Raw genomic sequence first — 22,477 nt, 5'->3', positions numbered from 1 at the left:
TCATGCGGATGTCGGCCAAAGCTGAATACGCCGTCCGCGCGATGATTCAGCTCGCCACCGCCGACGACGGTGAGGTCGTCAAGACCGACGACCTGGCCAAGGCGCAAGGCATCCCGGCCCAATTCCTCGTCGACATCCTTTCCGACCTGCGTACCGATCGCCTCGTGCGCAGCCACCGCGGCCGCGACGGCGGGTACACGCTGGCTCGTCGTGCCGCCGACATCAGCATCGCCGACGTGCTGAGGTGCATCGACGGTCCACTGGCCAGCGTGCGTGACATCGGACTCGGTGACCTCCCGTACTCCGGACCGACAGCAGCGCTGACCGACGTCTGGCGGGCGCTGCGGGCCAGCATGCGGTCGGTGCTCGAACAGACCAGCCTCGCCGAGGTCGCCGCGGGCACCCTGCCCAAACACGTCGGCAGGCTGGCCGACGACTACCGCGCGCAGGAAGAAAGCCGCGGCCACTCACTGGGCTAACCCCGGCGTCGCTTCCTGCCCCGCACGGCGATCCCGTCGAGCAGCATGCGCAGACCCTGTGCGAAGTCCTCTTCCACCGACACCTCGCGGGCGACGTGAGAGAGCGCTTCCACGTGCTGATGGTCCGCACCCGCCGTCGATCCGATCCGTGCGGCGGCGTCGCGCGCGTCGCGTCCACGCGTGAACGGCCCGGCGAGTTCGGACTGGGCCGCGCCGACCACCAACGCGAGGACGGCGTGGAAAGCCGCGAGGCGATCGGGATCGGAGAGTCCCCCGCGGCCGAGGGCCGCGATGAGCGCATCGACCACGGCGAACCCGGTTGCCGAGGACGTGCGCCGGGTCAGCACCAACGGGATGGCGGCCGGATGCGCACGGATACCCAGCCACATCGCCTCGGCAACGGCGTAGACGTCGTCGATCCAGTTCGCGGTCGGCTCGGGTATCCGCACCTTGGCCACGACCGCGGCGACGACGAGTTCCTCGAGGCCTTCCTTGTCTGGCACGTAGTTGTAGACCGTCATCGGACCGGTGCCCAGCGCGGCGGCAAGTGCCCGCATGCTCAACGCGCCGACCCCGGCATCGTCGACGATGCCGAGTGCCGCGGCCGCGATCTCGTCGGTGGTGAACCGTGCACGCAATTCGGACTCCTTGACAAGTACGTTGTACGTGAAGCAGTCTAAGCCATACGTACAACGTACTTATAAGGAGATGGTGATGACGGCGACGATCCCGACCGAACGCGTGGACTTCGAGTCCCGCGGCACACGCTGTGCGGCCTGGCTGACGGTGCCCCAAGCGGCGGGACCGCACCCGGCCGTCGTGCTGGTCCACGGGCTGGGGGCGACCCACGACATGATGCTGGCTCAGTACGAACAGCACTTCGCAGCGGCGGGTATCGCCACTCTGGCGTTCGACTATCGGAATACCGGTGCGTCCGACGGTCAACCGCGCCAACATATCTCGACGCGGAACCAGTGCCAGGACGTCGTCGCGGCCATCGGCCATCTTGGCCGTCGATCCGACATCGACGCCGCACGCGTCGGGCTGTGGGGCACCAGCCTCGGCGGTATGAACGTGATCAGGGTCGCCGCTGCCCGCGACGACGTCGCCGTCGCGGTGGTGCAATGCCCGATCGTGCACGGGCCGGGTGCGGCCCGCCGACTCGGACTGCTCGCGGCGTTGCGCCTCGCACCGGCGATCACCGAGGACCTGGTGCGTCTCGCCACGGCGCGTGGTCGCCGCTACGTGCCGATCGTGGGACCGCCGGGAGGATTCGCGATGGTCACCGTCGCCGGTGCCGAGACCGGCTGGAACTCCACCGTGCCGCCCGGCGGGCGGTTCGACAACCGGATCGCCGCCGCCGGCGCGCTGGCCATGGTGACGACATCGGCGCTGCGGCATGCACGCGAAATCGAGGCGCCGTTGCTGGTGTGCGTGTGCGACCGCGAGAACCTCATGGACCCCCGCTACGCCGAACTCGTCGCGCACCGGGCTCCTCGCGGCGTCGCCCGCCACTACGACTCCGACCACTTCGCCATATACCATCCGCCGCTCGTCAGCCAGGTTCTCGCCGACCAGACGGCCTTCCTGCAGGAGCATCTCGATGTCTGTGCGTGACATGTTGCGCAGCAACGACGAACGATTCCGTGCGCTGGCGGTCGGTCTCGGACCCGACGAGTGGGCGCGGCCGAGCCTGTGCGAGGAATGGACGAACCACGAGGTGCTGGCGCATCTCGTCATCGGCTACCGGTTGCGCGTCGCCGGGATGATGCGCGAGATACTCAGCCACGGCGTCTCATTCGACCGTGCGAACACCGCGATGGCCGGCGCGCTCGCCGCGGCTCGGGGCCCAGCAGAACTGCTCGACGAATTCGGGGAGCTGGTGGCTCGGCCTCGTGGCCTCGGCCGCATCTTTCCGCCTCGACTGCTACTGGGCGACCACATCACCCATGAACTCGACATCCTGTTCGCGCTCGATCGTGCACCGCAGATTTCGGGCGAGGCCGTGGTGGCGGTGCTCAATACGCAAGTAGCGCTTCCCAATCCGTTCGTACCCGCGTTTCACAACAGCAGGGGACTGCGACTGCGCGCCACCGATGTCGAGTGGGGTCACGGCGACAGCGGCCCGCTCGTCGAGGGGCGCGGCACCGAGCTGGTGTCCGTTCTGGGGAGCCGGCCACGCATGTTGTCAGCACTGCGCGGTGACGGTGTGGAGCTGCTCTCCTCGCGAATCAGCCCGTCCCGGATCCGTAGGGGCGGGTGATGATCTCGAGATAGTGCCCGCCGGGATCCTGAAAGTACACGCCGCGACCGCCGTCGTTGTGATTGATCTCGCCGGGCCGGCTGCCCCTGGGGTCCGCCCAGTGCTGCAGATTCCGTTCGCGGATGCGCCCGTAGATGGCGTCGAACTCGTCCTCGGACACCAGGAACGCGTAGTGCTGCGGGCGGATCTCCTCGTCACCGCCCACCTGGGCGTAGTCGAGGCTGGCGCCGTGATTGAGCTCGACGACGAGAAACGGTCCGAACTCCTTGGCGGCCGGTAGACCGAAGAGGTCGGTGAAAAACCGGGCCGATTGTTCGCGGTCCTTCGCGGCGACGATGGTGTGGTTGAACGTGATTGCCATGTCAATCCAGTCAACCACCGTTCACGTGGGGGCGGCAACAATGCACGATGGAGCGATGTCGCACGCCCACTTCCGAGGTCCACGGGTGACGCTGCGAGCACCCACCCTCGATGACGCAGAACCGTTGTTCGAGATCGCGTCGGACCCCGAGGTGTCGCGGCATATGTCGTGGCGACCGCACCGGAATGTCGAGGAGACCAGGCGCGTCATCACTGAGGTGCTCAACGTCGGCGGGGAGACCACACGGCTGATCACTCTGAGTCAAGATGAGACCGTGATAGGTGTCATCGGGTGGCGGCGCCCGCAACCACACATCGTCGACTTCGGTTACTACCTGGGTCGGCAATGGTGGGGGCGGGGGCTCATGTCGGAAGCGGTGCAGCTCGTGCTCGACAGCGCCGAACGCGATCCAGTCGTGTACCGAGTCTCGGCGTATTGCCACGTCGACAACACCCCGTCGGCGAGAGTGCTGGAACGCAACGGGCTCACCCTGGAAGGCCGGCTGCGGCGTTACACCGCACTACCCAATATCAGCGAGGAACCGCAGGACTGCCTGCTGTTCGCCAAGGCGGTGAAGTAGATGAGTGCATTCGATCTTCGCGACCTCACGGTCCCGATCATCGTTGCGCCGATGGCCGGTGGGCCGTCGACGCCCGAACTCGCCGCCGCGGGATCCGAGGCCGGCGGCCTCGGGTTCGTCCCCGCGGGGTACCTGACGGCCGAAGTATTCGCCGAACGCATCACCAAGGCGCGCCGGCTGACGGCCGGGCCCGTCGGCGCCAATCTGTTTGCGCCACAGCCAAGTGCGGGAACGCCCGCCGCCATCGAGGCATATGCCAAGGCGCTGGCAACCGAGGAGCTGCGCTACGGCGCGACCCTCGGCTCCCCGCGGTTCGACGACGACGCGTGGGCCGCGAAAATCGAGGTGCTGCTGGACCTGCGCCCCGACGTGGCGTCCTTCACGTTCGGCGTGCCGAGCGCGGACGAATGCAGACGACTACGCGACGCCGGTATCACGACCGTCGGCACCGTGACGACGGTGTCGGAGGCGCAGGTGGCCGTGGCGGCGGGCGTCGATGTGTTGGCGGCGCAGGGCCCGTCAGCGGGCGGACATCGCGGGACGTTCGACCCGTCGGCGCAGCCGACATCCGAACCGCTGGACCAACTTCTGACGGCGCTCAAGCATGACGCCGATATTCCGGTGATCGCGGCGGGCGGGCTGTCCACCGCTGACGACATTCGGCAGGTCGTGGACGCCGGCGCGGTTGCGGCACAACTGGGCACGGCGTTCCTGCTGGCCGACGAAGCCGGCAGTAGTCCCGTGCACCGCGCCGCGCTGACGGATCCGCAGTTCACCGAAACCGTTGTCACCCGGTCGTTTTCCGGACGCTATGCACGTGGGCTGCGGAACCGGTTCATCGACGAGCACGAACCCGAGGCGCCGTTCGGCTACCCGGAGGTGCACTATCTGACCAGTCCGGTCCGGGCGGCGGCGGTGCGCGCAGGCGATCCGCACGGTGTGAACGTCTGGGCCGGGACCGGATTTCGCGAGCTGAAGGCTGGTTCGGTGGCCGAGATCTTCGCCGTTCTGACGTAGCCGTCAATATGGCCGTGATGTCGGCGGTGGCAAGCTACTCTCTCGAACCATGCAGCTTTCCCGGCGTGCGTTCACGCTGGGTTGCGGCGCGCTTGCGGCCTCGCAACTGCTTCCAGCGTGTAGCAGCAGTGGCGACGCGCCGAAAGCGCCGGATGGGTCGAAAGAGCGCATTGTGGTGATCGGTGCAGGCATGGCCGGCCTTGCCGCCGCACGGCGTCTTACCGACGCGGGCATGGACGTCACTGTGGTGGAAGCGCGTGACCGCCTCGGCGGCCGCACGTGGACTGATACGACGCTCGGTGTGCCGATCGATCTCGGTGCGGCATGGATCCACGGTCCCGAGGGCAACCCGATCACCGAACTCGCCGACCAGGTCAACGCGCGGCGCGTCGAGACCGACTTCGACAAGCCCGTGATATTCCAGGACGGCCGCGAACTTGCCGCGGAGGTCGTGCAAGCCGCCCTGCAGCGCTGGCAGGAGATCACCAACGAGCTTGGAGTGCTGAGCGAAGACGCGGGAGTGGACGAGTCGGTCGCCACCGGACTCTCCGAGGTCGCCGATATCAACGATCCGCTCGTCCGGTGGAGTGTGGCCAGCGAGATCGTCGGCGAGTATGCGGCCGACCCAGAAGAACTGTCGCTCAAGTGGTTGGGCAACGAAGGCGAGTTCGGCGGACCTGATCTGATTTTGCCCGGCGGATACACCCAACTGGTGCAGCATCTTGCGCGCGGGCTGACCATCCGACTGAGCACCGAGGTCAAGCGCGTCAGCTACGGCGGCTCAGGCGTGCGGATCGAGACGTCTCAGGGCGCTGTCGAGGCGGACCGTGCGATCGTCACCATTCCGCTGGGTGTGCTGAAGGCGGGCACGATCGCGTTCGACCCGCCGCTGCCCGACGAGAAGCGGGCGGCGATCGAACGTCTGGGGTTCGGCCTGCTCGACAAAGTGGTGCTCAAGTTCGATGAGCCGTTCTGGCCGGACGCCGACGTGATCGGGCTCGTCGGCAGCCAGCAGCCGGTGCCGTTCCTGATCAACGGTGAGACATTCGCCGCTGCGCCGTTGTTGATCGGCCTGCGTGGCGGTTCGGATGCGCGTGAGCGAGAAGTCCTTTCCGATCAGGATGCGGTGGCCCAGGTGGTGACGGCGCTGAATGCACCGGCCCCGACCGGATCGCTGGTCACCCGTTGGGCCGCAGACCCGTACGCGCGCGGTTCGTACAGCTTCATCGCCGTCGGCTCGAGTCCCGACGATATGGATGCTCTCGCCGAACCGGCGAACGACCGACTCGCGTTCGCTGGAGAGGCCACCAACGCGGAGTTCTTCGGCACCGTCCACGGCGCGTACCTGAGCGGGGTACGCGAAGCCGAGCGGATTCTCGGTTAGCAGTTGCGTGCGGACTAGGTGCCTACGTGCCGGCTGACAGCCCACGCCGTCGACCTCGCCGGCCCGGGGTTGCAGAAGCGGCTCAACACGGGCACCCGAGGCACGCTCTCAGCTCGATCCGCGTTACCGCGGCCGTCGCAACCCCTACAGCGGCATCTTCCGGCGCACGTATTGAGCGACGCTACTTCGGGGCACTGAGCTCGAGGGCGATGTTGTCGGGATCGCGGAACTCGAGGATGTAAGCCGGGCCGATGTCCTTTATCGGCTCGTGCGCGATGCCGAGAAAATCGAGATGATCCACCGCGGAATCCAATTCGTCCTTGCTGCCGACCCGGAACGCGAGATGGTCCAGACCGACGCGGTCCTCATCGAAGCGGTCGGCGGCGACCGGGCGCAGCCCGATCAGTGTGCCGCCCAGGTCGTAGATCACGCCGCCGAACAGAAAACTCAGCATCTCGCGTGTCGCGGCGTCGGCCTGTTCAGGCACCTCGACCAGGATCGGCCAGCCGAACACGCTGTCGTAGAACTGCCGGGACTGATCGATGTCGGTCACGGTGAGCCGGACGTGGGCAATAGACGTGGTGTTGATCGCCATAAAAGCCCATCGTGCCAGAATCGCGATCGTGCACATTGGGATGACGATGCCGGTGATGGAGCCGGATCTGGACGCCTCGACGCTCCGAGAATGGGCGCAGGTGATCGACGCCGGGCCGTTCTCGTCGCTGTGCTGGGGCGAGCGCATCGCATTCAGCAACCCCGACTCGCCGACCCTGCTTGGTGCGTTGTCGGCCTGGACCGAGCGGGTGCGGTTGGTGACCACCGTCATCGTTCCCCAGCTGCACGATCCGGTCATGCTTGCCAAGGCGCTGGCCACCGGCGACATGCTCAGCGGTGGTCGGCTGACGGTCGGGCTCGGTGTGGGCGGCAGGAACGAGGACTACAACGCCGTCGGCGCGGATCTCGCGACCCAGACGATGCGCGGAATGGCCGACAGCGTCGCGGTGATGCGCCGCGTGTGGGCCGGGGAGAAGGTCACCGAGTCCGTCGAACCGGTCGGGCCGCCGCCGCTGCAGGCCGGTGGGCCGCAACTGCTGGTCGGCACCATGGGTCCCAAGACCGTCCGCAGTGCCGCCGCGTGGGCTGACGGGCTCGCGGGTACGACGCTGGATTTGGACGTCGGTAAGGAGAACGAACTGTTCGACGTCGCACGCGAGGCGTGGGCGCAGGCGGGCAAGCAGCCTCCGCACCTGGCCACGTCGTTCTGGTTCGCGATCGGCGATGGCGATGGTCCCCGGGCACAGGTCCACGAGCATCTGCGCCGTTACATGAACTGGATTCCGGTCGAGTACGTCGACGCGATGGCGCCCACCACAGGGTGGGCCGGTAGCGGAAGCGAGTTGCTGGAGGTGCTGCGCGGATTCGCCGCGATCGGGGCTGACGAGATTCATTTGATCCCGACGAGTTCGGACATCGACCAGGTTCGGCAGGTCGCAGAGGTGGTCGAGGAGCTTCAGAGGTCGTCGTAGACCTTCTTGTAGTAGGCCGACAGCGAACGCCGACCGACTATCCGCATCAGGGTGACCGCCGCCAGACCCCTGGCGCTTTTCGAGGTCTGCTGCCACACGCCGTGGACGGCGCTGCCGGCCTCGTGGTGCGCCGCGGTGAGCGACATGAAGCCGCCCGTCTCGAGGTCGTCGCTTTCGGCGACTGTCAGAACCACCGAGTTCGGCTCCGACCAGTCGTAGTGCCATTTCGCCCAGAGTTTCGGGAAGTTCTGGCCCTCGCGAATGTCGGCATCGGTGTCTCCGATTCGATACACCTCGAATGCGCGGACCGACGAGGCCGGCCATCGGTGCGGGCGGTTGGGGGAGAAGTCGATCATCAACTCGACGACCTGTGCCGGCGTCGCCGTGGTCACGAAATCGAATTCGAACCTTGTGCGCACGTGCCGAACGTATCAGGCAGGCTTGAACCATGACGACGCCGTTACCGCCCATCGTGTCCCGTTCCGAATGGGAGCAGGCGCGCGCCGAATTGCTGCTTCGGGAAAAAGAGCTGACGCGGCTCAAGGACTCCGTCAGCGCGGCCAGGCGCCGCCTTCCGATGGTCGAGATCACCGAGGCATACACGTTCGATTCCGAAGAGGGTGCGGTGACGCTGCTGGATCTGTTCGACGGGCGCAGGCAGCTGATCCTGCAGCACTTCATGTTCGGTAGCGAGTGGGAGCAAGGATGCGACGGGTGTTCCATGATGGCCGAACACATCGGTCCGCTGTCGCATCTGCACGCGAAAGACACGTCTTTCGTGCTGGTTTCGCGCGCCGCGGTGCCGAAGCTGCTGGAATTCCGTGACCGGATGGGCTGGCGGCTTCCGTGGGTGTCGTCGGGAGGCGCGACGTTCAACGAGGACTTCGGCGTGACCGTCGACGGAGAGGAGCGCCAGTCGGTGAGCGTGTTCCTGCGCGACGGCGGCCGCGTCTTCCACACGTGGCAGACCTTCAACCGCGGGGAGGAACCGTTCATGGTGGTGTTCGACCTGCTCGACCTCACGCCGTACGGACGGCAGGAGACGTGGGAGCAGTCGCCGGATGGCTGGCCGCAGCAACCGCCGTACGAGTGGATGCGCTTGGCCGACTCCTACTAATTGCGCAGCATGAATCCCGCGTCGAGCGGCCATGATGTGCCCGTGATGAACTGACCGGCATCTGAGACCAACCACGCCACCGCTCCTGCGATGTCCTCGGGCTGCAACAGTGGGATCGGCAGGGCATTCTGTTGCGCGATGATCCAGGGATCCTCGGCGGCGACGAGTTTCATCGTCGCGTCATTGAGAATCATGTCGGTGGCCACGCCGCTCGGATGAATCGTGTTCACGCGTATGGAGTGGGGAGCGAGCTGAGTCGCCCAGCCCTGCATCAGCGCCACGAGTGCACGCTTGGATGCCGCGTAGGCCTGCGGACCCGCGCGGTCGGTACCCAGCGCTTTGATCCCCTGCGTCGAACTCGTCAGCACGATTGATCCGCCGCGACCGCCGGAGATCAGCGCCGGTATCGCGGCGTCGACGGTGTTCCAGGCGCCGACGAGGTTCACCTCGACGATGTCTCGGAACGTCTGACGCCGATGCTCGCAGTCGGTCACCCTGATGATGCCCGCATTGGCAATCACGATGTCGATGCGGCCGAATTCCGACATTCCGTCAGCGACGACGGCGTCCATCGCGGCGGCATCGCGAACGTCGTCCTCGCGCACGAGGATCCGGCGCCCTTGCGCCCCGACCAGCCTTGCCGTTTCGGCGAGGTCGGCGGCCGTCGCGCCGGGATAGTCGGTGGATTCGAAGTCGGCGCAGATGTCGATGGCGATGATGTCTGCGCCCTCGCCGGCGAGCCTGACCGCGTGCGCACGGCCCATCCCCCTGGCGGCACCGGTGATGAGCGCGACCCTGCCGTCGAGGCTGCCCACCATCACTCCTTCGGGAAGTTGACGTCTTTGGTGACGGACTCCCACTCGTCGATCAACGCGGAGAACGCGGCGAGCTTGTCGCGTACCGCCTTGAGCACGTCGCGTCCGAGGAGGAGCCGCAACGGTGGGTCATCGAGTTCGGTCACCATCAGCACCGCTTCTGCGACCTTGCGCGGGTCGCCCGGAAGATGGTTGGCGAATTCCTTGATCATCGTCTTGCGCGCGCCGACGTTCTCATCGTAATCACCTATCGGGGTGGAGGATTCCCACATCGACCGGGCGGCCCAGTCGGTGCGGAATGCGCCGGGCTCGATTGCGGTGACCTTTATGCCGAACGGTTTGACCTCCTGCGCCAGGGCTTCGGTCAACGCCTCGAGCGCGAACTTGGTCGACGAGTAATACGCGTTCGGTGGATTGGCCACCAGACCCGTCATGGACGAGATGTTGACGATGTGCCCGGAGTGGCGGCCACGCATCTGGGGGAGCACCGCTTTGATGGTGTCGACGACACCGAAGTAGTTGGTGTCGAAGAGCTTACGAACTTTCTCGTCCTCACCTTCTTCTATCGCGGACAGGTAACCGTTGCCCGCATTGTTGACCAGAACGTCGATCCCGCCGAACGCTCGGTCGGCTGTCTGGACCGCCGAGGCGATCTGGTCCTTGTCGGTGACGTCCAATGCGACCACGGCGGCGCGCGCACCATACGCGTCTTCGAAGTCAGCCACCGTGTCTGTGCGCCGTGCCGTCACCACCACGGAGTGACCGGCCTCCAGCGCGGCCCGAGCGATTTCTCGTCCGATACCTGTCGAGCATCCGGTGATCAGCCAGCGGCCCATGTCAATTCGTCCCTTCGGGTAGCCGGCGTAGATATGCTGCTCGGCGCTCGGCGAGCTCGGCGGCCCGCTCTGCGGTGGACACTCGGCGCAGCGACGGCACCTCCTTGTCGAGGTCGTCGAGTTTCACCACCCGTCCGCGAGCACCGAGATCCTCCGTCGGCCCGTCGCCGCCGAATTCGGCCATCCGCAGGGTCAGGATGGCCTCGTGCAGGCCGTCGGAGTCGATCCAGTTCGCGACGCCAGGATCGGTAGGGGCGATAACGTAGGTGTAGGTGCCGTCTTCGTTCGGTACCGACTGCGCCTTGTTGAGGCTGCCCGTGCGGTTCACGATCTCCAACGTCGTGCCCCAGATGTTGCTCAGCGGCACGGTGAAGTACTCGGCCCCGCCGTCACTCACGTCGACGACGAACGCTTCGCCGGGATTCAACTCGAATCGGCCCATCACGTACACCTGGTTTCGCATCGCGCCGACGCGGTCGGCGGACCACGCGAGGTTGAAGTTGTTGGGCGCCATCTTGTAGACGCCGTGGCTGAGTTTTCCGGTGAAGTCGGCGAAGTACGCCATCATCGCCGCGGTGGCGTCGGCCTGTTCGTCGAGTGTGCGCGGCGGTGTCGCGGGCTCTGGGCCGAGCCGCTGCACACTCAGATGATTCGGGTCGTCGCGGTCCCAGTTGAGCAGCACATCGCGGATGTAGAACTCGTGGGCCTCCGGCGTCGTCTGTACGTGGTTGGGACGCCCGTCGGCGGGGTCGGAGTCGACCGTGATGACGAACGAACCGTCCGCGTCGACCTCCATAGTGCGACCGTTGAGCACCGCGACCGTGCCCATGTTGGCGTCCCAGAGCGTGAAGTAGTTCTCCGTCATGCGATTTGCGCCGACGCGACCGTGAATCTCATAGCGCTCGTCACCGGAGATGGGGATCACCCTGTACACGCTGTCCGGATTGTCGATGCCCCAACGTGATCCAGGAACCGCACACCCCGCCACCGGGTGGCCGATCCTGGTGATGCAGCTGACCTTGGGTCGTAGCTTGTCCTGATTGGAGGACCACACTGCGGCCGAGAACATCACCTCGGCGAACGCGTCGTCGAACCGCTGCCGCATCGCTTCGGATGCCTTGGCCCGACTGAGCCATGTCTCGGCTACGCTGCGGTACGCGGCTTTGACGGTGGGATGCTCCATGAGCTCCAGCGCGGCGAGCTCCTGTTCATGTTGCGACGCCGTAGCCACCGGGTCGCCTGCGAAACCCGACATCACATCCTCCTTGGAGTATTCGCTGCTGCGCGAAAACGAGAGTTGTAATCGGCGAAGCGTTCACCGATCTGGGCATCGCTCAACCCGAAGTCCTCCGCCGAGTACGGCGGGCGGGCCGGTTCGCGGGGACGCTCCGCAAGCCAACGGCGCATGGCGGATTCGGCTTCGGAAGAGAATGTCGCGCCGATCGCTTGATAGACACGGGCGGCCTGCCCGATCGGATCGGCCACCGCGTCGGTGAACTCGATGTCGGTACAACGCTGCACCTCGTCGCTCCATCCCGCGCGGGACGCCATCGCACGGTCGTTGGTCCAGCCCATCCGTTGCAGCCACTGGGCGCCGACACGGCCGAGGTCTACCTTGTCGGAGTGCATGGCGTGCAGTGTCGCGTTGAGGCTGGCCCCGGAGGGAATCGTCTCCCTGGGGTCGCGGTGCATGTGGACCAGGTGCAGGTCGGGGAAGTGGGCCCGCAAAGTATCCAGATATCCGAGATGCGCAGGGGATTTGAGCACCCAGCGCCCGGCGGTCAAGCCGCGTTGCCGCTTCTGCCACTGAAGAAACTGCAACATCCTGTGCAGGTATGCATAGGCCGGCGTGAAGTCCTGCTCGTCGATCCACGCGCGGTATCGCGGTACGTGCGCGCCGGACTCCGGTACGTGCGACAGAAACGCATCGGACAGGAAGACGATCTCCTCTTCGGGTTCGCGGGCATACATCGGGTGGATGGAGAACAACACTGGGGCGAGTTCACGCGATGTCGCTTCGCGCTTCTCGCTGATCGCGATCCGTGGGTCATCGTCGTGAGCTGACCAGTCGTAATCGAGCCGGGGTGCGACCTCGACCACCTCCCAGCCGTACGCGCAGTGGAAATGGTCGTCGGCGGCGAGAAGCCGCTGCAGCAGGGTGGTACCACTGCGCATCATGCCGACCACCACGATCGGCGCGACGATGACCTCGTCGGTGATCTCGGGATGGCGCCGGATCCACTCTTGAGCACGCAAACGCATTCGCAGGCTGTGGACGAGACCCGAACGGAGGATGTGTACGCCGATGTCGTTGAGATCCGCCGACGAGTAGCTCTCGGCGAGCACCCCCAGCGGCTCCTCGAACGGAACCGGGCCCCAATCGTCGAGGTCTTCCTTCCGCTGCGCGGCGATCGCGAGTCCGGTCGCGCGAAAGGGATCGTCCACCGGATCAGAACTTCAGATGACGGCTGGTGTCGCCGATCTGGTCGACGAACATCGTGCGCGTATCGAACCACCAGACACCGTCGATGCGGTGAAAGGTGTCGCGATAGTGGCCGGTCACGATGATCTGCAGCGGCAGGTCAGGCGTCGCCTGAGTGACGCAGTAATACGCGCTGCCGTTGGCGGTTCCGGCGGCGTCATCCACCTGCAGACGCACATTCGTGGTGAAGTGCTTGGTCTTCGGGGTGCCGTCCTCGTAGAGGCGCGTTGCCATCTCGTACATCTGCCGCACCCGGGAAACGCCCACGAACACCGTTTCCGGCGGCCCGTCCTCCATACCGCAGATGCGCCCGTGAGCGAACAGCGCGGCGACACCGTCGAGGTCGCCGGCGTCGAGGCGCTCGGCATAGGTGTAGACGAGGTTCTCGATCTCGCGGGCGCCGTCGCTCATCGGCGGTAGACAACCAGGCCGAATCTGTCATGTCAACGTTTGTGGTCGGATACCCCCTGGCTATCGTCAACAGGGTGACCTCGAACTGGGCGCCGAGCCGACTCGGCGATTTGAGCGGTAAGCGCATCATCGTGACCGGCGCGACGAACGGTGTGGGCCTGGGGACGGCACGCGCGTTGGTCCGCACCGGTGCGCACGTGATTCTCGCGGTCCGCAACCTGGACCTGGGCGCCCAGCGTGCGGCCGAGATGGGCGGTGACACCTCCGTCGTCAAGCTCGACCTCGCCGATCAGTCTTCGGTGCGTGCGTTTCCCGACCTGATCGAGGGTGACGTCGACATCCTCATCAACAACGCGGGCCTGGTCGCACAGACGCGAAGCGAGACCGTCGACGGTTTCGAGATGATGCTCGGCACTAACTTCCTCGGCCCGTTCGCATTGACCAACCTGCTGTTCGAACGGGTGCGATCGAAGATCATCAATGTCGGCTCGGACGCCCACAAAGGGGGCGTCATCGCCTTCGATGATCCGCACCTGCGCACGCGGAAGTGGTCTTCCCTTCCCGCGTACGCGCGCTCGAAATTGGCCGTCATGTTGTGGGGGTTAGAGCTGGATCGCCGGTTGCGTGAGGCGAATTCGCCGGTCACATCGTTCCTGACACATCCGGGCTGGGTGGCGTCGAACCTGTCCAACGTCTCCGACACCCGCGTGATGTCTGCGTTTCACTCGGTGGTGACGAGAGTCGCGAACGTCATCGGCAACGACATCGACGCCGGTGCCGCGACGTCGCTGTACTGCATCAGCGAGCCCATTCCGCCGGGCAGTTTCGTGGGCATCGACGGACGGTTCGGATTCAAGGGCGGACCGACGCTCGCCGGCCGGACGGCGAACGCCTGCGACTACGAAGACGCCCAAAAGCTTTGGGAGTTCGCAGAGAGCGAGACGGGAACGACATTCCCCATCAGGGGCACATGAGGCTGATTTCGAAGGGCTCGGTGACCTGCCTTGGCGGGTTGGTTTCGCTCTCACCAGATGCGGTGCCGATGACCGTGTAGGTGTTGCCGGCCTTGGTGGCGGTGGCGGTCCTTTCGAGCGAACTCAGGTAGACGTCGTCGACGTTGGCGAGCTCCACGCGGTGTACCACCGACGCGTCCGGCTCGAGTTCGACGACGATCTTGAGTACCGAGTTGCCTGCGGTGATGGTGGACCTGCCGTTCCAGTACTTGCACACGACCGGGCCTCGGACGTCCACCGGCTTGCCGCCTATGGTCGCGGCGACAGGGAGGGGAGCGGGGGGAGCGATGTCCGGCAGTTTCGCCTTGAGTATCTCCAGTTGACGCCGAGCGACCGAATCAATGAGTTGCGTTGGTAATCCTTCGAGCTTGCCGTAGGGGCCGTCGAACTCGAGTGTGACGACGGCGTTCTGTTCGGAGAACGTGAGCACCGCGATACCCGTGATTTGATCCAACGACATCCCCGCGATCACCGATCCGTTGGTGCCGATCGGCGACGGCTCTCGCCTGCCCGCGACGTTTGATATTTCATCCCTGGTCAGTTCGAGTACCCTCGCGGCTTCGGCAGGGTCGGCCAGGATTCTGATGGTGGAACCGATCATCGAAGAGTCCTCGGCGAAGAACTGCCCCCTGACGCCCGCCTCGCCGTTCGGATTGAGGATCGGCGGCTCAGCGGTGAAGGGTTCCGATGAGTCGATGTCTTCGGTCGTGATGAGCAGGGCGCTGTAATCCGCGGGCGCCGCGGCCTCAGTGGTCGTTGACTCGCTCGGCGTACCGCTGGCCGGCGCCGACGAAACCGGCGATGCCTGGCCGTCGCTCTTGCTGCAGCCTGCGAGCACACATAGGAGTGCCACCCCTGCTGCGGTCAGCCTGACCGGGGCGGCAGCCTTCGTCACCACGTCGTCCCTCCTGTGCGAGCCGATAACCTGCGCGGACGGGTGCGGGATCACGATAAGTCAGCCGGGAAGCCGGCGACACGGGATTGCTCAGGCGCTGATCGACGCGGTCGCCGTGAGAGCGCTGTCCTCGCTGTCGCAGCCCCGCATCATCGAGCCGAGGCTGCTTTGGTCGTATTCGGCGGCCAGTGTCGAGTCGAGGAACCGCTCGACAACGGAGACGAAGCGGTCGGGGTGGTCGCGAAAGGGCATGTGCCCGGAGCTTTCGAAGATCTCCAAGCGTGACTCGGGCATCGCCTCGTGGGCTATCCGCGCGTGGCTCGCCGGAATCACCATGTCGTCTTCGCCCCAGATGATCTGCTTCGGGATCGACGGCATGAGGTAGGCGCGATCGAGCATGGTGACGAACTGTCCACGGCCGTCCACCACACCTCGCACTGTCCGCGCGAACGCCGACAATGCCTCCGGATCGGCCAGCCGGGCGAGCAGATCGATACCGCTGCCCAGATCGCGTCCGTGCTTGGTCGAACCGAGCAGCGACTTGGCGGCGCGGCCGGCGAATTTCAGGGCGGGGACCGCGCCCGGGAGGCGCAGCGCGGCCAGCGACTCGGCCCCCATCGGCACTGCTGCCAGTCGCAGAGCCGGGGTGACGTCCTTCGTCACACCGCCACAGCTGACCAGCACGATGCGTTCCACCATGTGGGGGTACTGGTAGGCAAACTGAGCGGCGATCCCGCCACCAAGGGAGTGACCCACGAGGGTGACGCGGTCGATTCCGAGTACGGCGAGTAGGTCGCGCATGCCGTTTGCGAAGGACGCCAGCGAGTAGTCGGCGCGTGGCTTGTCGGACTCACCGTGGCCCAGGAGGTCCGGCGCGATGACCGTAAATCGTTGCGCAAGTTTGGAATGCACGCTGTTCCAGGTCGTCGAGTTGTCGCCGACTCCGTGGATCAACAGCACCGCGGGGCCGGATCCGGCGATGCGAAAGGCGCGGCGATAGCCGTGAATGGTGCGGAACTGAAGCGATGGCGCGACCTCGCGGGCCGGCCGCAAGTCGGGACGTGAAGCAGGCACTGGGTCTCTCCCTTCGATCAGGCGTTTGGAGCAGCCTGAGAGGAAGCACTTGGTGATTCCTTGGAGACCGGTGGTTGCTGCACCGATGGGCGACGCGGCGTCCTCGGCCCAGTGACTAGTCGCCGGAGGTCAGCACTCGAAATGGTGCTTGGTTGCGGCGAAGTGTCGCACGGCGTCGTGGACGGCGAATGACCGATGCCATCGCCGTCGCCCCTTCCAACCGCAGTCGCAGCACGCATATCCGCCGATCCACGCGTCGACGATGTACGACTGCGGCGCACCAACGTCGTCCTGGAGCGGGGGCGTCAGGCGCGGTGGGCGGCTTTTGTCGGGGCCGTTGGTTGATGCAAACGCCGACACGACCGTGTAAGCGATGGGGATCAACACGGGACGACGCTAGCAAAAATCTCGGGTCCGGGACAGGTACCGCAAGTTGGCCCTCTACCGGGAGATTAGACCCGAAATTGGGACAGCGAGTGCAAAGACAGCACAAGATCTGATGCGGTCAAGTGAGGACCTGGACGACCGTGGGCCGGGTCGCGGTCGACCTATCGTCCGTCGTCGCTCGACGACATGTTCGATGGCTGTCCCGACATGTTGATCAAGATCATCAGTCGTCGTTGAAGAGGCGGGTGGAGGGCTGGCGTGGCGGAACCGAGTTCAGCGCAGTGGGACTGCTGAGGCTGCCACTTTCTCGTGTTGGTACCGCGGGGCTTTCGACAGAAGGAACACGTAGAGAAGATCCAGGATCAGGATCTCGATGTAGATCACCAACCAGAGAACGTTTCCAGGGTCATAGAGGTATTGGGACATAGCGGCGGTCACGGTGCCTAGCAGCTTGCCCCAGGCGATCCACATGCTCTGGCCGCGCCGGTCACCGCGGCGCAGAAGCATGCTCAAGAAGAGCGCCGACATGATCAGGTTATCGATGTACGCCGTGTAGACCGAACCGTCCTCGCGCCCGAACACCGACACGGTGGCGACCATCATTGGGGTCACCATCGCGAAGGTGAACGCGAACATGGGCCAGAAGTACGACTCGGGAAGGTTTTTCGGGTAGTCGGAGCGCCAGTACTTCAAGAAGATCGCGAGGATCGCAATGTCGGCGGCAAACCAGATCGCGTTGATGCTTTCCTGCATGATGCCGCCGACCGAAGGATAGACGAACGTAAACAGGAACTCCCAGGTGATGTTCATCGCGAGGGCGAGAAACGGCATCGCGTACGTGCGGTCGAGCAGGCCACGCCTTATCACGCATGTGTAGGTGAAGATCCAGAAAATCCCGCTGGCGAGTCCGAGCGCGTCGATCAGGGACATCAGGCCCAACTTTCCGCGGTAGTCAGTTACAGACTAGTAGTCTGTATCCGATGAGGCGGCCGAATGGCTGAGATGCGACGCACCCAGGCGCAGCGCCGGGCTGCCACCCGCGCTGCGATCCTCACCGCCGCTCGCGAGTTGTTCGCGGAGTACGGCTATCACGGGTGCAGCATCGACATGATTCTGATACGTGCCGAATTCAGTAAGGGCGCCTTCTACCACCACTTCCACGACAAGGCCGCGGTTCTTGAGGCCCTGCTCGCCGAGTTCGAGGAAGAGGGTGTGCGCAGAGCGAAGCATTGGAGCGCCGGCATGACCTCGCCGCTGGAAATCATCCGGGTCTCGGCACACAACCTGTTGGCCTGGTGCACGGATCCCTACATCCGCCAGGTCGTGCTGACGGATGCGCTGTCGGTTCTCGGATTCGTTCGGTGGCATCAGATCGACGATCGCTACACGCTCGATGTCCTCGATCAGTTGTTGCAGCGCGGTATCGAGTCTGGCGACGTGCGACCGTTGCCGTCGACCCGAATGATGGCGCGCCTGATCAACGCCGCGACAAATGAGGCAGCGCTTTTTGTCGCGAATGCGGTCGATGTCGAGGCTTCGCGTGACGAGGCGAGCGCCGGTATCGACCACCTGATCATGTCGATCGCAAGAGTGGGCCCTACCGAGTAACGGCGCTAAGCGCCGGGCGATGAGGCCGCAAGTTGGGTCCTGAAGCACGTGCGACGTTCGGTGGCAGAGCAACTGCAGCAGTTCAAATCCGAAGATGAGAACTGGACATTGAGGAACAGTCGCTGTGCGCAGAGAACGCGACTCAGAGCTGCATGCAGCTACGCTGACTGTATGGCTGAGTCGATATCCGCGAAGCGGGCCGCAAGCGCTGTAGCGAATTTCGTTGCAGCCCAGCGATATACGCGTGAAGAAATATTCGCCGATCCATGTCCGGTGCCCGGCGAATCGGGTGCCCATGGCTGGTGGTTCCGCGACACCCCTGGTGACATCGATATCTCGGGTTGCGAACAACGCGACGGCTGGGCGCTGCTCTATGTCGGGATCAGCCCCGGCCCACCCCGGGCCGGGAGCAAGCAGCAGAACCAGCCGGATCTTCGCAAACGCATCCGGTATCACTTCGGAGCCGGCAACGCGAGCGCTGACGGTTCCACCCTGCGCAAATCGCTCGGGGTTCTGCTCGGCGACCGGCTTGGCTTTGCGCTGCGCAGGATCGGTTCGGGAAAGCGACAGACCTTCGCGGGCGGCGAAGCGGTCCTGACCCAGTGGATGGCCGAGAATGCCGCAGTGTCCTGGGTACTGCACCCGGAGCCATGGCACCTGGAGGCCAAGCTGATCAACGCGCTGGATCTCCCGCTGAACTTTCAGGACAACGAACGCAACAGTTTTGCGCCGGAACTCAAGCGTTTGCGACGGGATGCGGCGGTAAAGGCAGCCAAATTGCGCGTGCTCGCGGAGTGGTCGTAGCCCCAAAGTCACTCCCAGCAGTCATGCACGCTGCAGGGCTACCCGGGCGTGGATCTCGGCGGCCCCCGACGCAAGCCCTTACTCCCCGAAGACTATTGGCTACCCGCCACCCTCGTTGTGACGCCGCGGCAGGACGGCGCGACATCGCCCGCGACATTCATTGGGCCCCTGCAGCCGTCAGACTGAATCCAAGCTGAGGACAGTCGGTCAGCAAACCTAGGTGAAGGTCAAGGCCGAGGGATCGCCTGTGTAGGGTCGAGTAGCCGCCGGCTGCGCCATCGGTGCTAGCGACCGCCGTGGCGTTCAGAGTTACGACGTCGATGGTGAAACATGCTGTGCCAGAGGTCTTCCGGCGCCGTCGCAATCGACCGCGCCCTCTCGGTGAACCTGCATCCGCGGTTGGCCGTCGGCCAAGCGTGCTTGCCCGCTCGAGCCTCGTTGAGAGTTGTTGAAAAACAACGCTATTGGCAGCTGCTTGGCGGACACGGAAAGTCACGAGAACGGTAGGGCATTCGCTCGCAGCGCGTTCGCCGATAGCCCGGGCGCCCATGTGAGCGCGAAACAGGGTTGTTACCAAAGTGATAGACGCTTCTATTGTAAATTGACGGCGAGGAGAGGAAATTAGCAATCAGGTTGAACGCAGTCGTTGGGCCCCCGCTCAGATGGAGTCGCCATGTTTCGGTTGCGCGGGATATCCGGGTGGGTCGGCGTTGGTGCCATAGCGACCGCCGTCGCCGTCACCGTGTCGGTCACGCCGTTTGCGACGGCCGCGGCTTCGACCGTTGTGGAGGCCGAATCCATGAGCGTCTCACCGTCGTTCGCCGGTGCGATCCGCCGCGATTCCACTGCGTTTGGAGGTTCGTTCATCGCCCTTACGTGGGCGGCGACCGTCTCGAAGAAAGTCTCGCTACCCGCTTCGGCGACCGTCGTCGTTCGAGCCAAGGGACAGCAGTGCAACGGCGCGCCGTCAATGGCGGTAAAGGTGGATGGCGTCACCATCGGCACCCACACTGTGTCGGCGAATTCATGGACCTCCTACACGTCCGCGCGAAAGATTTCCGCCGGTTCCCACACGATCGGCGTCTCGTTCACAAACCCGTACCGGACAATCAGATGCACCAGACAACTGTCGGTGGATGCGGTGACCGTCCTCCCGGAGGTCCCCACGACTACGACGAGCAGCACTCCGCCGACAAGTCCGACAACAACTACTGCGCCAACCACGACGACCACCTCGGTACCGGCATCCACCGCACCGAAGGGCAACCTGCCGGGCTGGACCCACGCCTTTGCCGAGGACTTCACGCGATCGGCGCCGAAGGGCAGTTGGGCCAACGATACCGACCCATACAAGGTCGTCTATGTCGGAGCGGAGGGCCAGCAGTGGCGCACCTACCCGTCCACTTTCCTCGACACATATCAGCGCAGGCCGTACCGGCCAGCGGAAGTCCTCAGTGTCGCCGACGGGATGCTCCAGTTCGACCTTCACAACGTGGACGGCCAACCGGCGGGGGCCAACCCGTCACCGATCATCGCGAACGGCAGCCAGTATCAGACCTACGGCCGCTACTCGGCGCGGCTGCGCGTCGACAATCCAAACCTCAGCGAGTATCACATCGCTTGGCTGCTCTGGCCCGAGTCCGAAAAGTGGCCGGACGACGGTGAAATCGACTTTCCCGAGGGTCAGCTGAATGAAACGGCCTACGGATTCCACCACTATGCGCTGGCCAGTGGCGGACAGGACTCCGCCAACACCGGCGTGTCGTTCAACAACTGGCATGTCTACACCATCGAATGGTCCCCCGGCCGGGTCAGGTTTCTCCTCGATGACGCCGTGGTCCTCGACACAACGCGGTACGTCCCGACGAAGCCGATGCGCTGGCAGCTACAGACCGAGACGAAAGGGTACGGGACCAACCGCGGCAATCTGTTGGTCGATTGGGTGTCCATCTGGTCGTATGCGGGGAGCTGACGGAAACACGAGCCACCACAAAGCCTGAGATGCGTCAGCCGAGAACCGCACCATAGGCGGCAGGTCAGTACGCGGCCTCCCAAAGGCAGGAGGCAGGCGCAGGGGTGAAAAGCCAAGGCTCAAAACATATCTGGTGACCGAGAGCAAAGGGTACGACCGGCGGGCCGCGGATTACCCGCCAACACCATCGGCCCGACACCGTTCGTTTCACCATGTCGATTTCGCGACAGTCGTCGGATACCCGATGAGTACCGAGATGGTTACCTAGGAAGCCGTTGGTGGTTTTGCAGCTCGACAAGCCGGCTCACGGTGCTGCGTTCCTCATGAGCTGGGACGTTATCGGCGGGCGCCGACAGTCCTTTTAGGAAGCTCCAAGCCCGGGCCGGGAGGGTCGACTCGGCACGTACCGCTCAAAGCTCAGGAAGGTGGAACATGGTTCGGAAGTTGGAGCAGCGCCCGACCCGGGTGCGGGGCGCATTGGACAGATTTGGCCCGCCACTCGAGAGCATCGGCAGTGTTCTCAATGTCGTCGCGAAAGATGAGGCTGCGGCTCAACCGCAAGAATCGCTGGAGTTGAAGCCTCGTACCTAGGACCGGTCTCGGTCCGTCACTGGAGAGCTGAGGCCGTGGCGGCAGGGCCGTTTCGAGTGGGAGGGTCAGGGTATCCGGATGTGAGCGGCGTCACATCGCTGCATCGTAGGAAGAAGCAAAACATGACCAACCCGGAAGCACAGTCCCAGCAAGTCGATGGCGGACCAGGCACGCACAACACCGGATCAGACGAACCCATCAAGAATGTGGACCGCCCGGCCGGCGCCGTTGACCCTGATGCCAACCCGCCCATCAGCGACCCAGACGATAAGACTACTGGTGACGGTGGTGTAGGCAATATGCCATCGCAAAAGACCGAAGCCGTTCTACCGCCCTATGAAGGTCGTCAAACCAGCGCCAAAGACGTTGACACGGCCGATGACTCGGGTACAGGTGGGGCGAGCAGACCGGAGAAAGACCCGGAGTATCGGTCTCCGGAGCCGCAGGGCACCCCCGGTGGGGCGACGGCTTCGCCGGCTGACGAGCAGCCAGCGTCGCAGGGCTCGGAAACCCAGAGTGATGATGAAGGTGCAGACGCACCAGCTCACGTATCCGGCACCCGCCGCGGCGAAGATAAACCGTGACGTAACAAGCTGGTCAAAATTTTTCGCACGGCAGGATTCGAACCTGTTACCGTCCACACGTGAGTCCTGCTGATCCGCGAAACTCGATGCTGACCTGCGGTTTTCGGTCGGACCGAGCCCGGCAGATTACGTAGAGGTTCGCGGGCGAGTATCGACAAGTCGTGGCCCTGCCGTGACACCGTGGCCCAGCCGAGCCTCGTACACGCCCATATCGGGCCACTTCGACGCGCCGGTTTATCCCGCCACGAGCGCGGGAAACAGTCGAGCAGCGTCGCATC

At 64.7% G+C, this 22,477-nt stretch carries 25 protein-coding genes; 13 read left to right on the top strand and 12 right to left on the bottom strand.

Going from position 1 to position 22,477, the window contains the following annotated elements; translation table 11 throughout:
* Nucleotides 1–2 precede the first annotated feature (2 nt).
* Nucleotides 3–479, top strand: a complete 477-nt coding sequence (locus tag BST47_RS03345) for an Rrf2 family transcriptional regulator (protein ID WP_083123809.1) — start codon at nucleotides 3–5, stop codon at nucleotides 477–479.
* Here BST47_RS03345 and BST47_RS03340 read toward each other — a convergent pair.
* Nucleotides 476–1,117, bottom strand: coding sequence for a TetR/AcrR family transcriptional regulator (locus tag BST47_RS03340; protein WP_083123808.1), 642 nt, complete (start codon nucleotides 1,115–1,117; stop codon nucleotides 476–478). The two genes, BST47_RS03345 and BST47_RS03340, sit on opposite strands and share 4 nt — an antisense overlap.
* Between BST47_RS03340 and BST47_RS03335 the strand changes: the two genes are divergently transcribed.
* On the top strand, nucleotides 1,035–2,096 hold the full coding sequence (locus BST47_RS03335) for an alpha/beta hydrolase (protein ID WP_337360510.1): 1,062 nt from the start codon (nucleotides 1,035–1,037) through the stop codon (nucleotides 2,094–2,096). The two genes, BST47_RS03340 and BST47_RS03335, sit on opposite strands and share 83 nt — an antisense overlap.
* Nucleotides 2,083–2,742: a maleylpyruvate isomerase family mycothiol-dependent enzyme gene (locus BST47_RS03330; RefSeq protein WP_083123806.1), complete on the top strand. Its 660-nt coding sequence runs from the start codon at nucleotides 2,083–2,085 to the stop codon at nucleotides 2,740–2,742. The genes BST47_RS03335 and BST47_RS03330 overlap by 14 nt, the downstream gene beginning before the upstream one ends.
* Here BST47_RS03330 and BST47_RS03325 read toward each other — a convergent pair.
* Nucleotides 2,711–3,103, bottom strand: a complete 393-nt coding sequence (locus BST47_RS03325) for a VOC family protein (RefSeq protein ID WP_083123805.1) — start codon at nucleotides 3,101–3,103, stop codon at nucleotides 2,711–2,713. The genes BST47_RS03330 and BST47_RS03325 overlap by 32 nt on opposite strands.
* 55 nt (nucleotides 3,104–3,158) lie before the next feature.
* Between BST47_RS03325 and BST47_RS03320 the strand changes: the two genes are divergently transcribed.
* Genes BST47_RS03320 through BST47_RS03310 form a run of 3 tightly spaced genes read left to right on the top strand, consistent with a single transcriptional unit; the run spans nucleotide 3,159 to nucleotide 6,084 of the window.
* Nucleotides 3,159–3,683, top strand: coding sequence for a GNAT family N-acetyltransferase (locus BST47_RS03320; protein WP_083124248.1), 525 nt, complete (start codon nucleotides 3,159–3,161; stop codon nucleotides 3,681–3,683).
* On the top strand, nucleotides 3,684–4,700 hold the full coding sequence (locus BST47_RS03315; RefSeq protein ID WP_083123804.1) for a nitronate monooxygenase: 1,017 nt from the start codon (nucleotides 3,684–3,686) through the stop codon (nucleotides 4,698–4,700).
* A 49-nt stretch (nucleotides 4,701–4,749) separates the two neighbouring features.
* Nucleotides 4,750–6,084, top strand: a complete 1,335-nt coding sequence (locus BST47_RS03310) for a flavin monoamine oxidase family protein (RefSeq protein ID WP_083123803.1) — start codon at nucleotides 4,750–4,752, stop codon at nucleotides 6,082–6,084.
* Between the two features lie 181 nt (nucleotides 6,085–6,265).
* Here the strand turns inward: BST47_RS03310 and BST47_RS03305 are convergent, their stop codons facing one another.
* Nucleotides 6,266–6,679, bottom strand: coding sequence for a VOC family protein (locus BST47_RS03305; RefSeq protein ID WP_083123802.1), 414 nt, complete (start codon nucleotides 6,677–6,679; stop codon nucleotides 6,266–6,268).
* 46 nt (nucleotides 6,680–6,725) lie between these two features.
* Between BST47_RS03305 and BST47_RS03300 the strand changes: the two genes are divergently transcribed.
* On the top strand, nucleotides 6,726–7,610 hold the full coding sequence (locus BST47_RS03300) for an LLM class flavin-dependent oxidoreductase (protein WP_207568540.1): 885 nt from the start codon (nucleotides 6,726–6,728) through the stop codon (nucleotides 7,608–7,610).
* Here the strand turns inward: BST47_RS03300 and BST47_RS03295 are convergent.
* Nucleotides 7,595–8,029 (bottom strand): hypothetical protein, encoded by a 435-nt coding sequence (locus BST47_RS03295; protein ID WP_207568519.1) that lies wholly within the window; start codon nucleotides 8,027–8,029, stop codon nucleotides 7,595–7,597. The two genes, BST47_RS03300 and BST47_RS03295, sit on opposite strands and share 16 nt — an antisense overlap.
* A 29-nt stretch (nucleotides 8,030–8,058) precedes the next feature.
* Between BST47_RS03295 and BST47_RS03290 the strand changes: the two genes are divergently transcribed.
* A complete protein-coding gene (locus tag BST47_RS03290; protein WP_083123800.1) occupies nucleotides 8,059–8,727 on the top strand; it encodes a DUF899 domain-containing protein in 669 nt (222 codons plus the stop codon).
* On the opposite strand, the gene BST47_RS03285 is transcribed toward BST47_RS03290, so the two are convergent.
* Genes BST47_RS03285 through BST47_RS03265 form a run of 5 tightly spaced genes read right to left on the bottom strand, consistent with a single transcriptional unit; the run spans nucleotide 8,724 to nucleotide 13,271 of the window.
* Nucleotides 8,724–9,542, bottom strand: a complete 819-nt coding sequence (locus BST47_RS03285) for a mycofactocin-coupled SDR family oxidoreductase (protein ID WP_083124246.1) — start codon at nucleotides 9,540–9,542, stop codon at nucleotides 8,724–8,726. The genes BST47_RS03290 and BST47_RS03285 overlap by 4 nt on opposite strands.
* A 2-nt stretch (nucleotides 9,543–9,544) precedes the next feature.
* The gene (locus BST47_RS03280) at nucleotides 9,545–10,378 is read right to left on the bottom strand and encodes an oxidoreductase (RefSeq protein ID WP_083123799.1); all 834 of its coding nucleotides are present in this window, start codon (nucleotides 10,376–10,378) and stop codon (nucleotides 9,545–9,547) included.
* 1 nt (nucleotide 10,379) lies between these two features.
* The gene (locus BST47_RS03275; RefSeq protein ID WP_083123798.1) at nucleotides 10,380–11,633 is read right to left on the bottom strand and encodes a hypothetical protein; all 1,254 of its coding nucleotides are present in this window, start codon (nucleotides 11,631–11,633) and stop codon (nucleotides 10,380–10,382) included.
* Nucleotides 11,633–12,823 (bottom strand): sulfotransferase family protein, encoded by a 1,191-nt coding sequence (locus tag BST47_RS03270; RefSeq protein ID WP_083123797.1) that lies wholly within the window; start codon nucleotides 12,821–12,823, stop codon nucleotides 11,633–11,635. The genes BST47_RS03275 and BST47_RS03270 overlap by 1 nt, the downstream gene beginning before the upstream one ends.
* Nucleotides 12,824–12,827: 4 nt before the next feature.
* Nucleotides 12,828–13,271, bottom strand: a complete 444-nt coding sequence (locus BST47_RS03265) for a nuclear transport factor 2 family protein (protein ID WP_083123796.1) — start codon at nucleotides 13,269–13,271, stop codon at nucleotides 12,828–12,830.
* Between the two features lie 74 nt (nucleotides 13,272–13,345).
* Here BST47_RS03265 and BST47_RS03260 point away from each other — a divergent pair, with 74 nt between their 5' ends.
* A complete protein-coding gene (locus BST47_RS03260; protein ID WP_083124245.1) occupies nucleotides 13,346–14,245 on the top strand; it encodes an SDR family NAD(P)-dependent oxidoreductase in 900 nt (299 codons plus the stop codon).
* On the opposite strand, the gene BST47_RS03255 is transcribed toward BST47_RS03260, so the two are convergent.
* From BST47_RS03255 to BST47_RS03240, 3 genes are all read right to left on the bottom strand, one after another.
* On the bottom strand, nucleotides 14,232–15,179 hold the full coding sequence (locus BST47_RS03255) for a lipoprotein LpqH (protein ID WP_133056197.1): 948 nt from the start codon (nucleotides 15,177–15,179) through the stop codon (nucleotides 14,232–14,234). The two genes, BST47_RS03260 and BST47_RS03255, sit on opposite strands and share 14 nt — an antisense overlap.
* A 90-nt stretch (nucleotides 15,180–15,269) precedes the next feature.
* A complete protein-coding gene (locus tag BST47_RS03250) occupies nucleotides 15,270–16,253 on the bottom strand; it encodes an alpha/beta fold hydrolase (protein WP_083123794.1) in 984 nt (327 codons plus the stop codon).
* A gap of 660 nt (nucleotides 16,254–16,913) precedes the next feature.
* On the bottom strand, nucleotides 16,914–17,570 hold the full coding sequence (locus BST47_RS03240) for a transmembrane-type terpene cyclase (RefSeq protein ID WP_083123792.1): 657 nt from the start codon (nucleotides 17,568–17,570) through the stop codon (nucleotides 16,914–16,916).
* Nucleotides 17,571–17,633: 63 nt separating this feature from the next.
* Here BST47_RS03240 and BST47_RS03235 point away from each other — a divergent pair, with 63 nt between their 5' ends.
* The 4 genes from BST47_RS03235 (at nucleotide 17,634) to BST47_RS30485 (ending at nucleotide 22,199) form a co-directional block, all read left to right on the top strand.
* Nucleotides 17,634–18,248, top strand: a complete 615-nt coding sequence (locus BST47_RS03235) for a TetR family C-terminal domain-containing protein (RefSeq protein ID WP_083123791.1) — start codon at nucleotides 17,634–17,636, stop codon at nucleotides 18,246–18,248.
* Between the two features lie 171 nt (nucleotides 18,249–18,419).
* Nucleotides 18,420–19,052, top strand: a complete 633-nt coding sequence (locus BST47_RS03230; protein ID WP_083123790.1) for a GIY-YIG nuclease family protein — start codon at nucleotides 18,420–18,422, stop codon at nucleotides 19,050–19,052.
* Nucleotides 19,053–19,725: 673 nt separating this feature from the next.
* Nucleotides 19,726–21,024, top strand: coding sequence for a carbohydrate-binding domain-containing protein (locus tag BST47_RS03220; protein ID WP_083123789.1), 1,299 nt, complete (start codon nucleotides 19,726–19,728; stop codon nucleotides 21,022–21,024).
* A 713-nt stretch (nucleotides 21,025–21,737) separates the two neighbouring features.
* Nucleotides 21,738–22,199: a hypothetical protein gene (locus tag BST47_RS30485; protein WP_133056196.1), complete on the top strand. Its 462-nt coding sequence runs from the start codon at nucleotides 21,738–21,740 to the stop codon at nucleotides 22,197–22,199.
* Nucleotides 22,200–22,477 lie beyond the last annotated feature (278 nt).

The sequence above is a fragment of the Mycolicibacterium tusciae genome (assembly GCF_002086795.1).
GTDB classification, from domain to species: domain Bacteria; phylum Actinomycetota; class Actinomycetes; order Mycobacteriales; family Mycobacteriaceae; genus Mycobacterium; species Mycobacterium tusciae.
Note: the sequence above shows the minus strand (reverse complement) of the source record. Positions and strands in the feature narration are given on the sequence as shown.

What these genes read in the sequence shown, in the direction of transcription:
- BST47_RS03280 (WP_083123799.1), bottom strand. Translation starts at nt 10,378, where the DNA reads ATGGGCCGCTGGCTGATCACCGGATGCTCGACAGGTATCGGACGAGAA.
- BST47_RS03220 (WP_083123789.1), top strand. Translation starts at nt 19,726, where the DNA reads ATGTTTCGGTTGCGCGGGATATCCGGGTGGGTCGGCGTTGGTGCCATA.
- BST47_RS03275 (WP_083123798.1), bottom strand. Translation starts at nt 11,633, where the DNA reads ATGTCGGGTTTCGCAGGCGACCCGGTGGCTACGGCGTCGCAACATGAA.
- BST47_RS03310 (WP_083123803.1), top strand. Translation starts at nt 4,750, where the DNA reads ATGCAGCTTTCCCGGCGTGCGTTCACGCTGGGTTGCGGCGCGCTTGCG.
- BST47_RS03265 (WP_083123796.1), bottom strand. Translation starts at nt 13,271, where the DNA reads ATGAGCGACGGCGCCCGCGAGATCGAGAACCTCGTCTACACCTATGCC.
- BST47_RS03240 (WP_083123792.1), bottom strand. Translation starts at nt 17,570, where the DNA reads ATGTCCCTGATCGACGCGCTCGGACTCGCCAGCGGGATTTTCTGGATC.
- BST47_RS03305 (WP_083123802.1), bottom strand. Translation starts at nt 6,679, where the DNA reads ATGGCGATCAACACCACGTCTATTGCCCACGTCCGGCTCACCGTGACC.
- BST47_RS03230 (WP_083123790.1), top strand. Translation starts at nt 18,420, where the DNA reads ATGGCTGAGTCGATATCCGCGAAGCGGGCCGCAAGCGCTGTAGCGAAT.
- BST47_RS03330 (WP_083123806.1), top strand. Translation starts at nt 2,083, where the DNA reads ATGTCTGTGCGTGACATGTTGCGCAGCAACGACGAACGATTCCGTGCG.
- BST47_RS03325 (WP_083123805.1), bottom strand. Translation starts at nt 3,103, where the DNA reads ATGGCAATCACGTTCAACCACACCATCGTCGCCGCGAAGGACCGCGAA.
- BST47_RS03320 (WP_083124248.1), top strand. Translation starts at nt 3,159, where the DNA reads ATGTCGCACGCCCACTTCCGAGGTCCACGGGTGACGCTGCGAGCACCC.
- BST47_RS30485 (WP_133056196.1), top strand. Translation starts at nt 21,738, where the DNA reads ATGACCAACCCGGAAGCACAGTCCCAGCAAGTCGATGGCGGACCAGGC.
- BST47_RS03345 (WP_083123809.1), top strand. Translation starts at nt 3, where the DNA reads ATGCGGATGTCGGCCAAAGCTGAATACGCCGTCCGCGCGATGATTCAG.
- BST47_RS03315 (WP_083123804.1), top strand. Translation starts at nt 3,684, where the DNA reads ATGAGTGCATTCGATCTTCGCGACCTCACGGTCCCGATCATCGTTGCG.
- BST47_RS03235 (WP_083123791.1), top strand. Translation starts at nt 17,634, where the DNA reads ATGGCTGAGATGCGACGCACCCAGGCGCAGCGCCGGGCTGCCACCCGC.
- BST47_RS03335 (WP_337360510.1), top strand. Translation starts at nt 1,035, where the DNA reads ATGCTCAACGCGCCGACCCCGGCATCGTCGACGATGCCGAGTGCCGCG.
- BST47_RS03300 (WP_207568540.1), top strand. Translation starts at nt 6,726, where the DNA reads ATGCCGGTGATGGAGCCGGATCTGGACGCCTCGACGCTCCGAGAATGG.
- BST47_RS03290 (WP_083123800.1), top strand. Translation starts at nt 8,059, where the DNA reads ATGACGACGCCGTTACCGCCCATCGTGTCCCGTTCCGAATGGGAGCAG.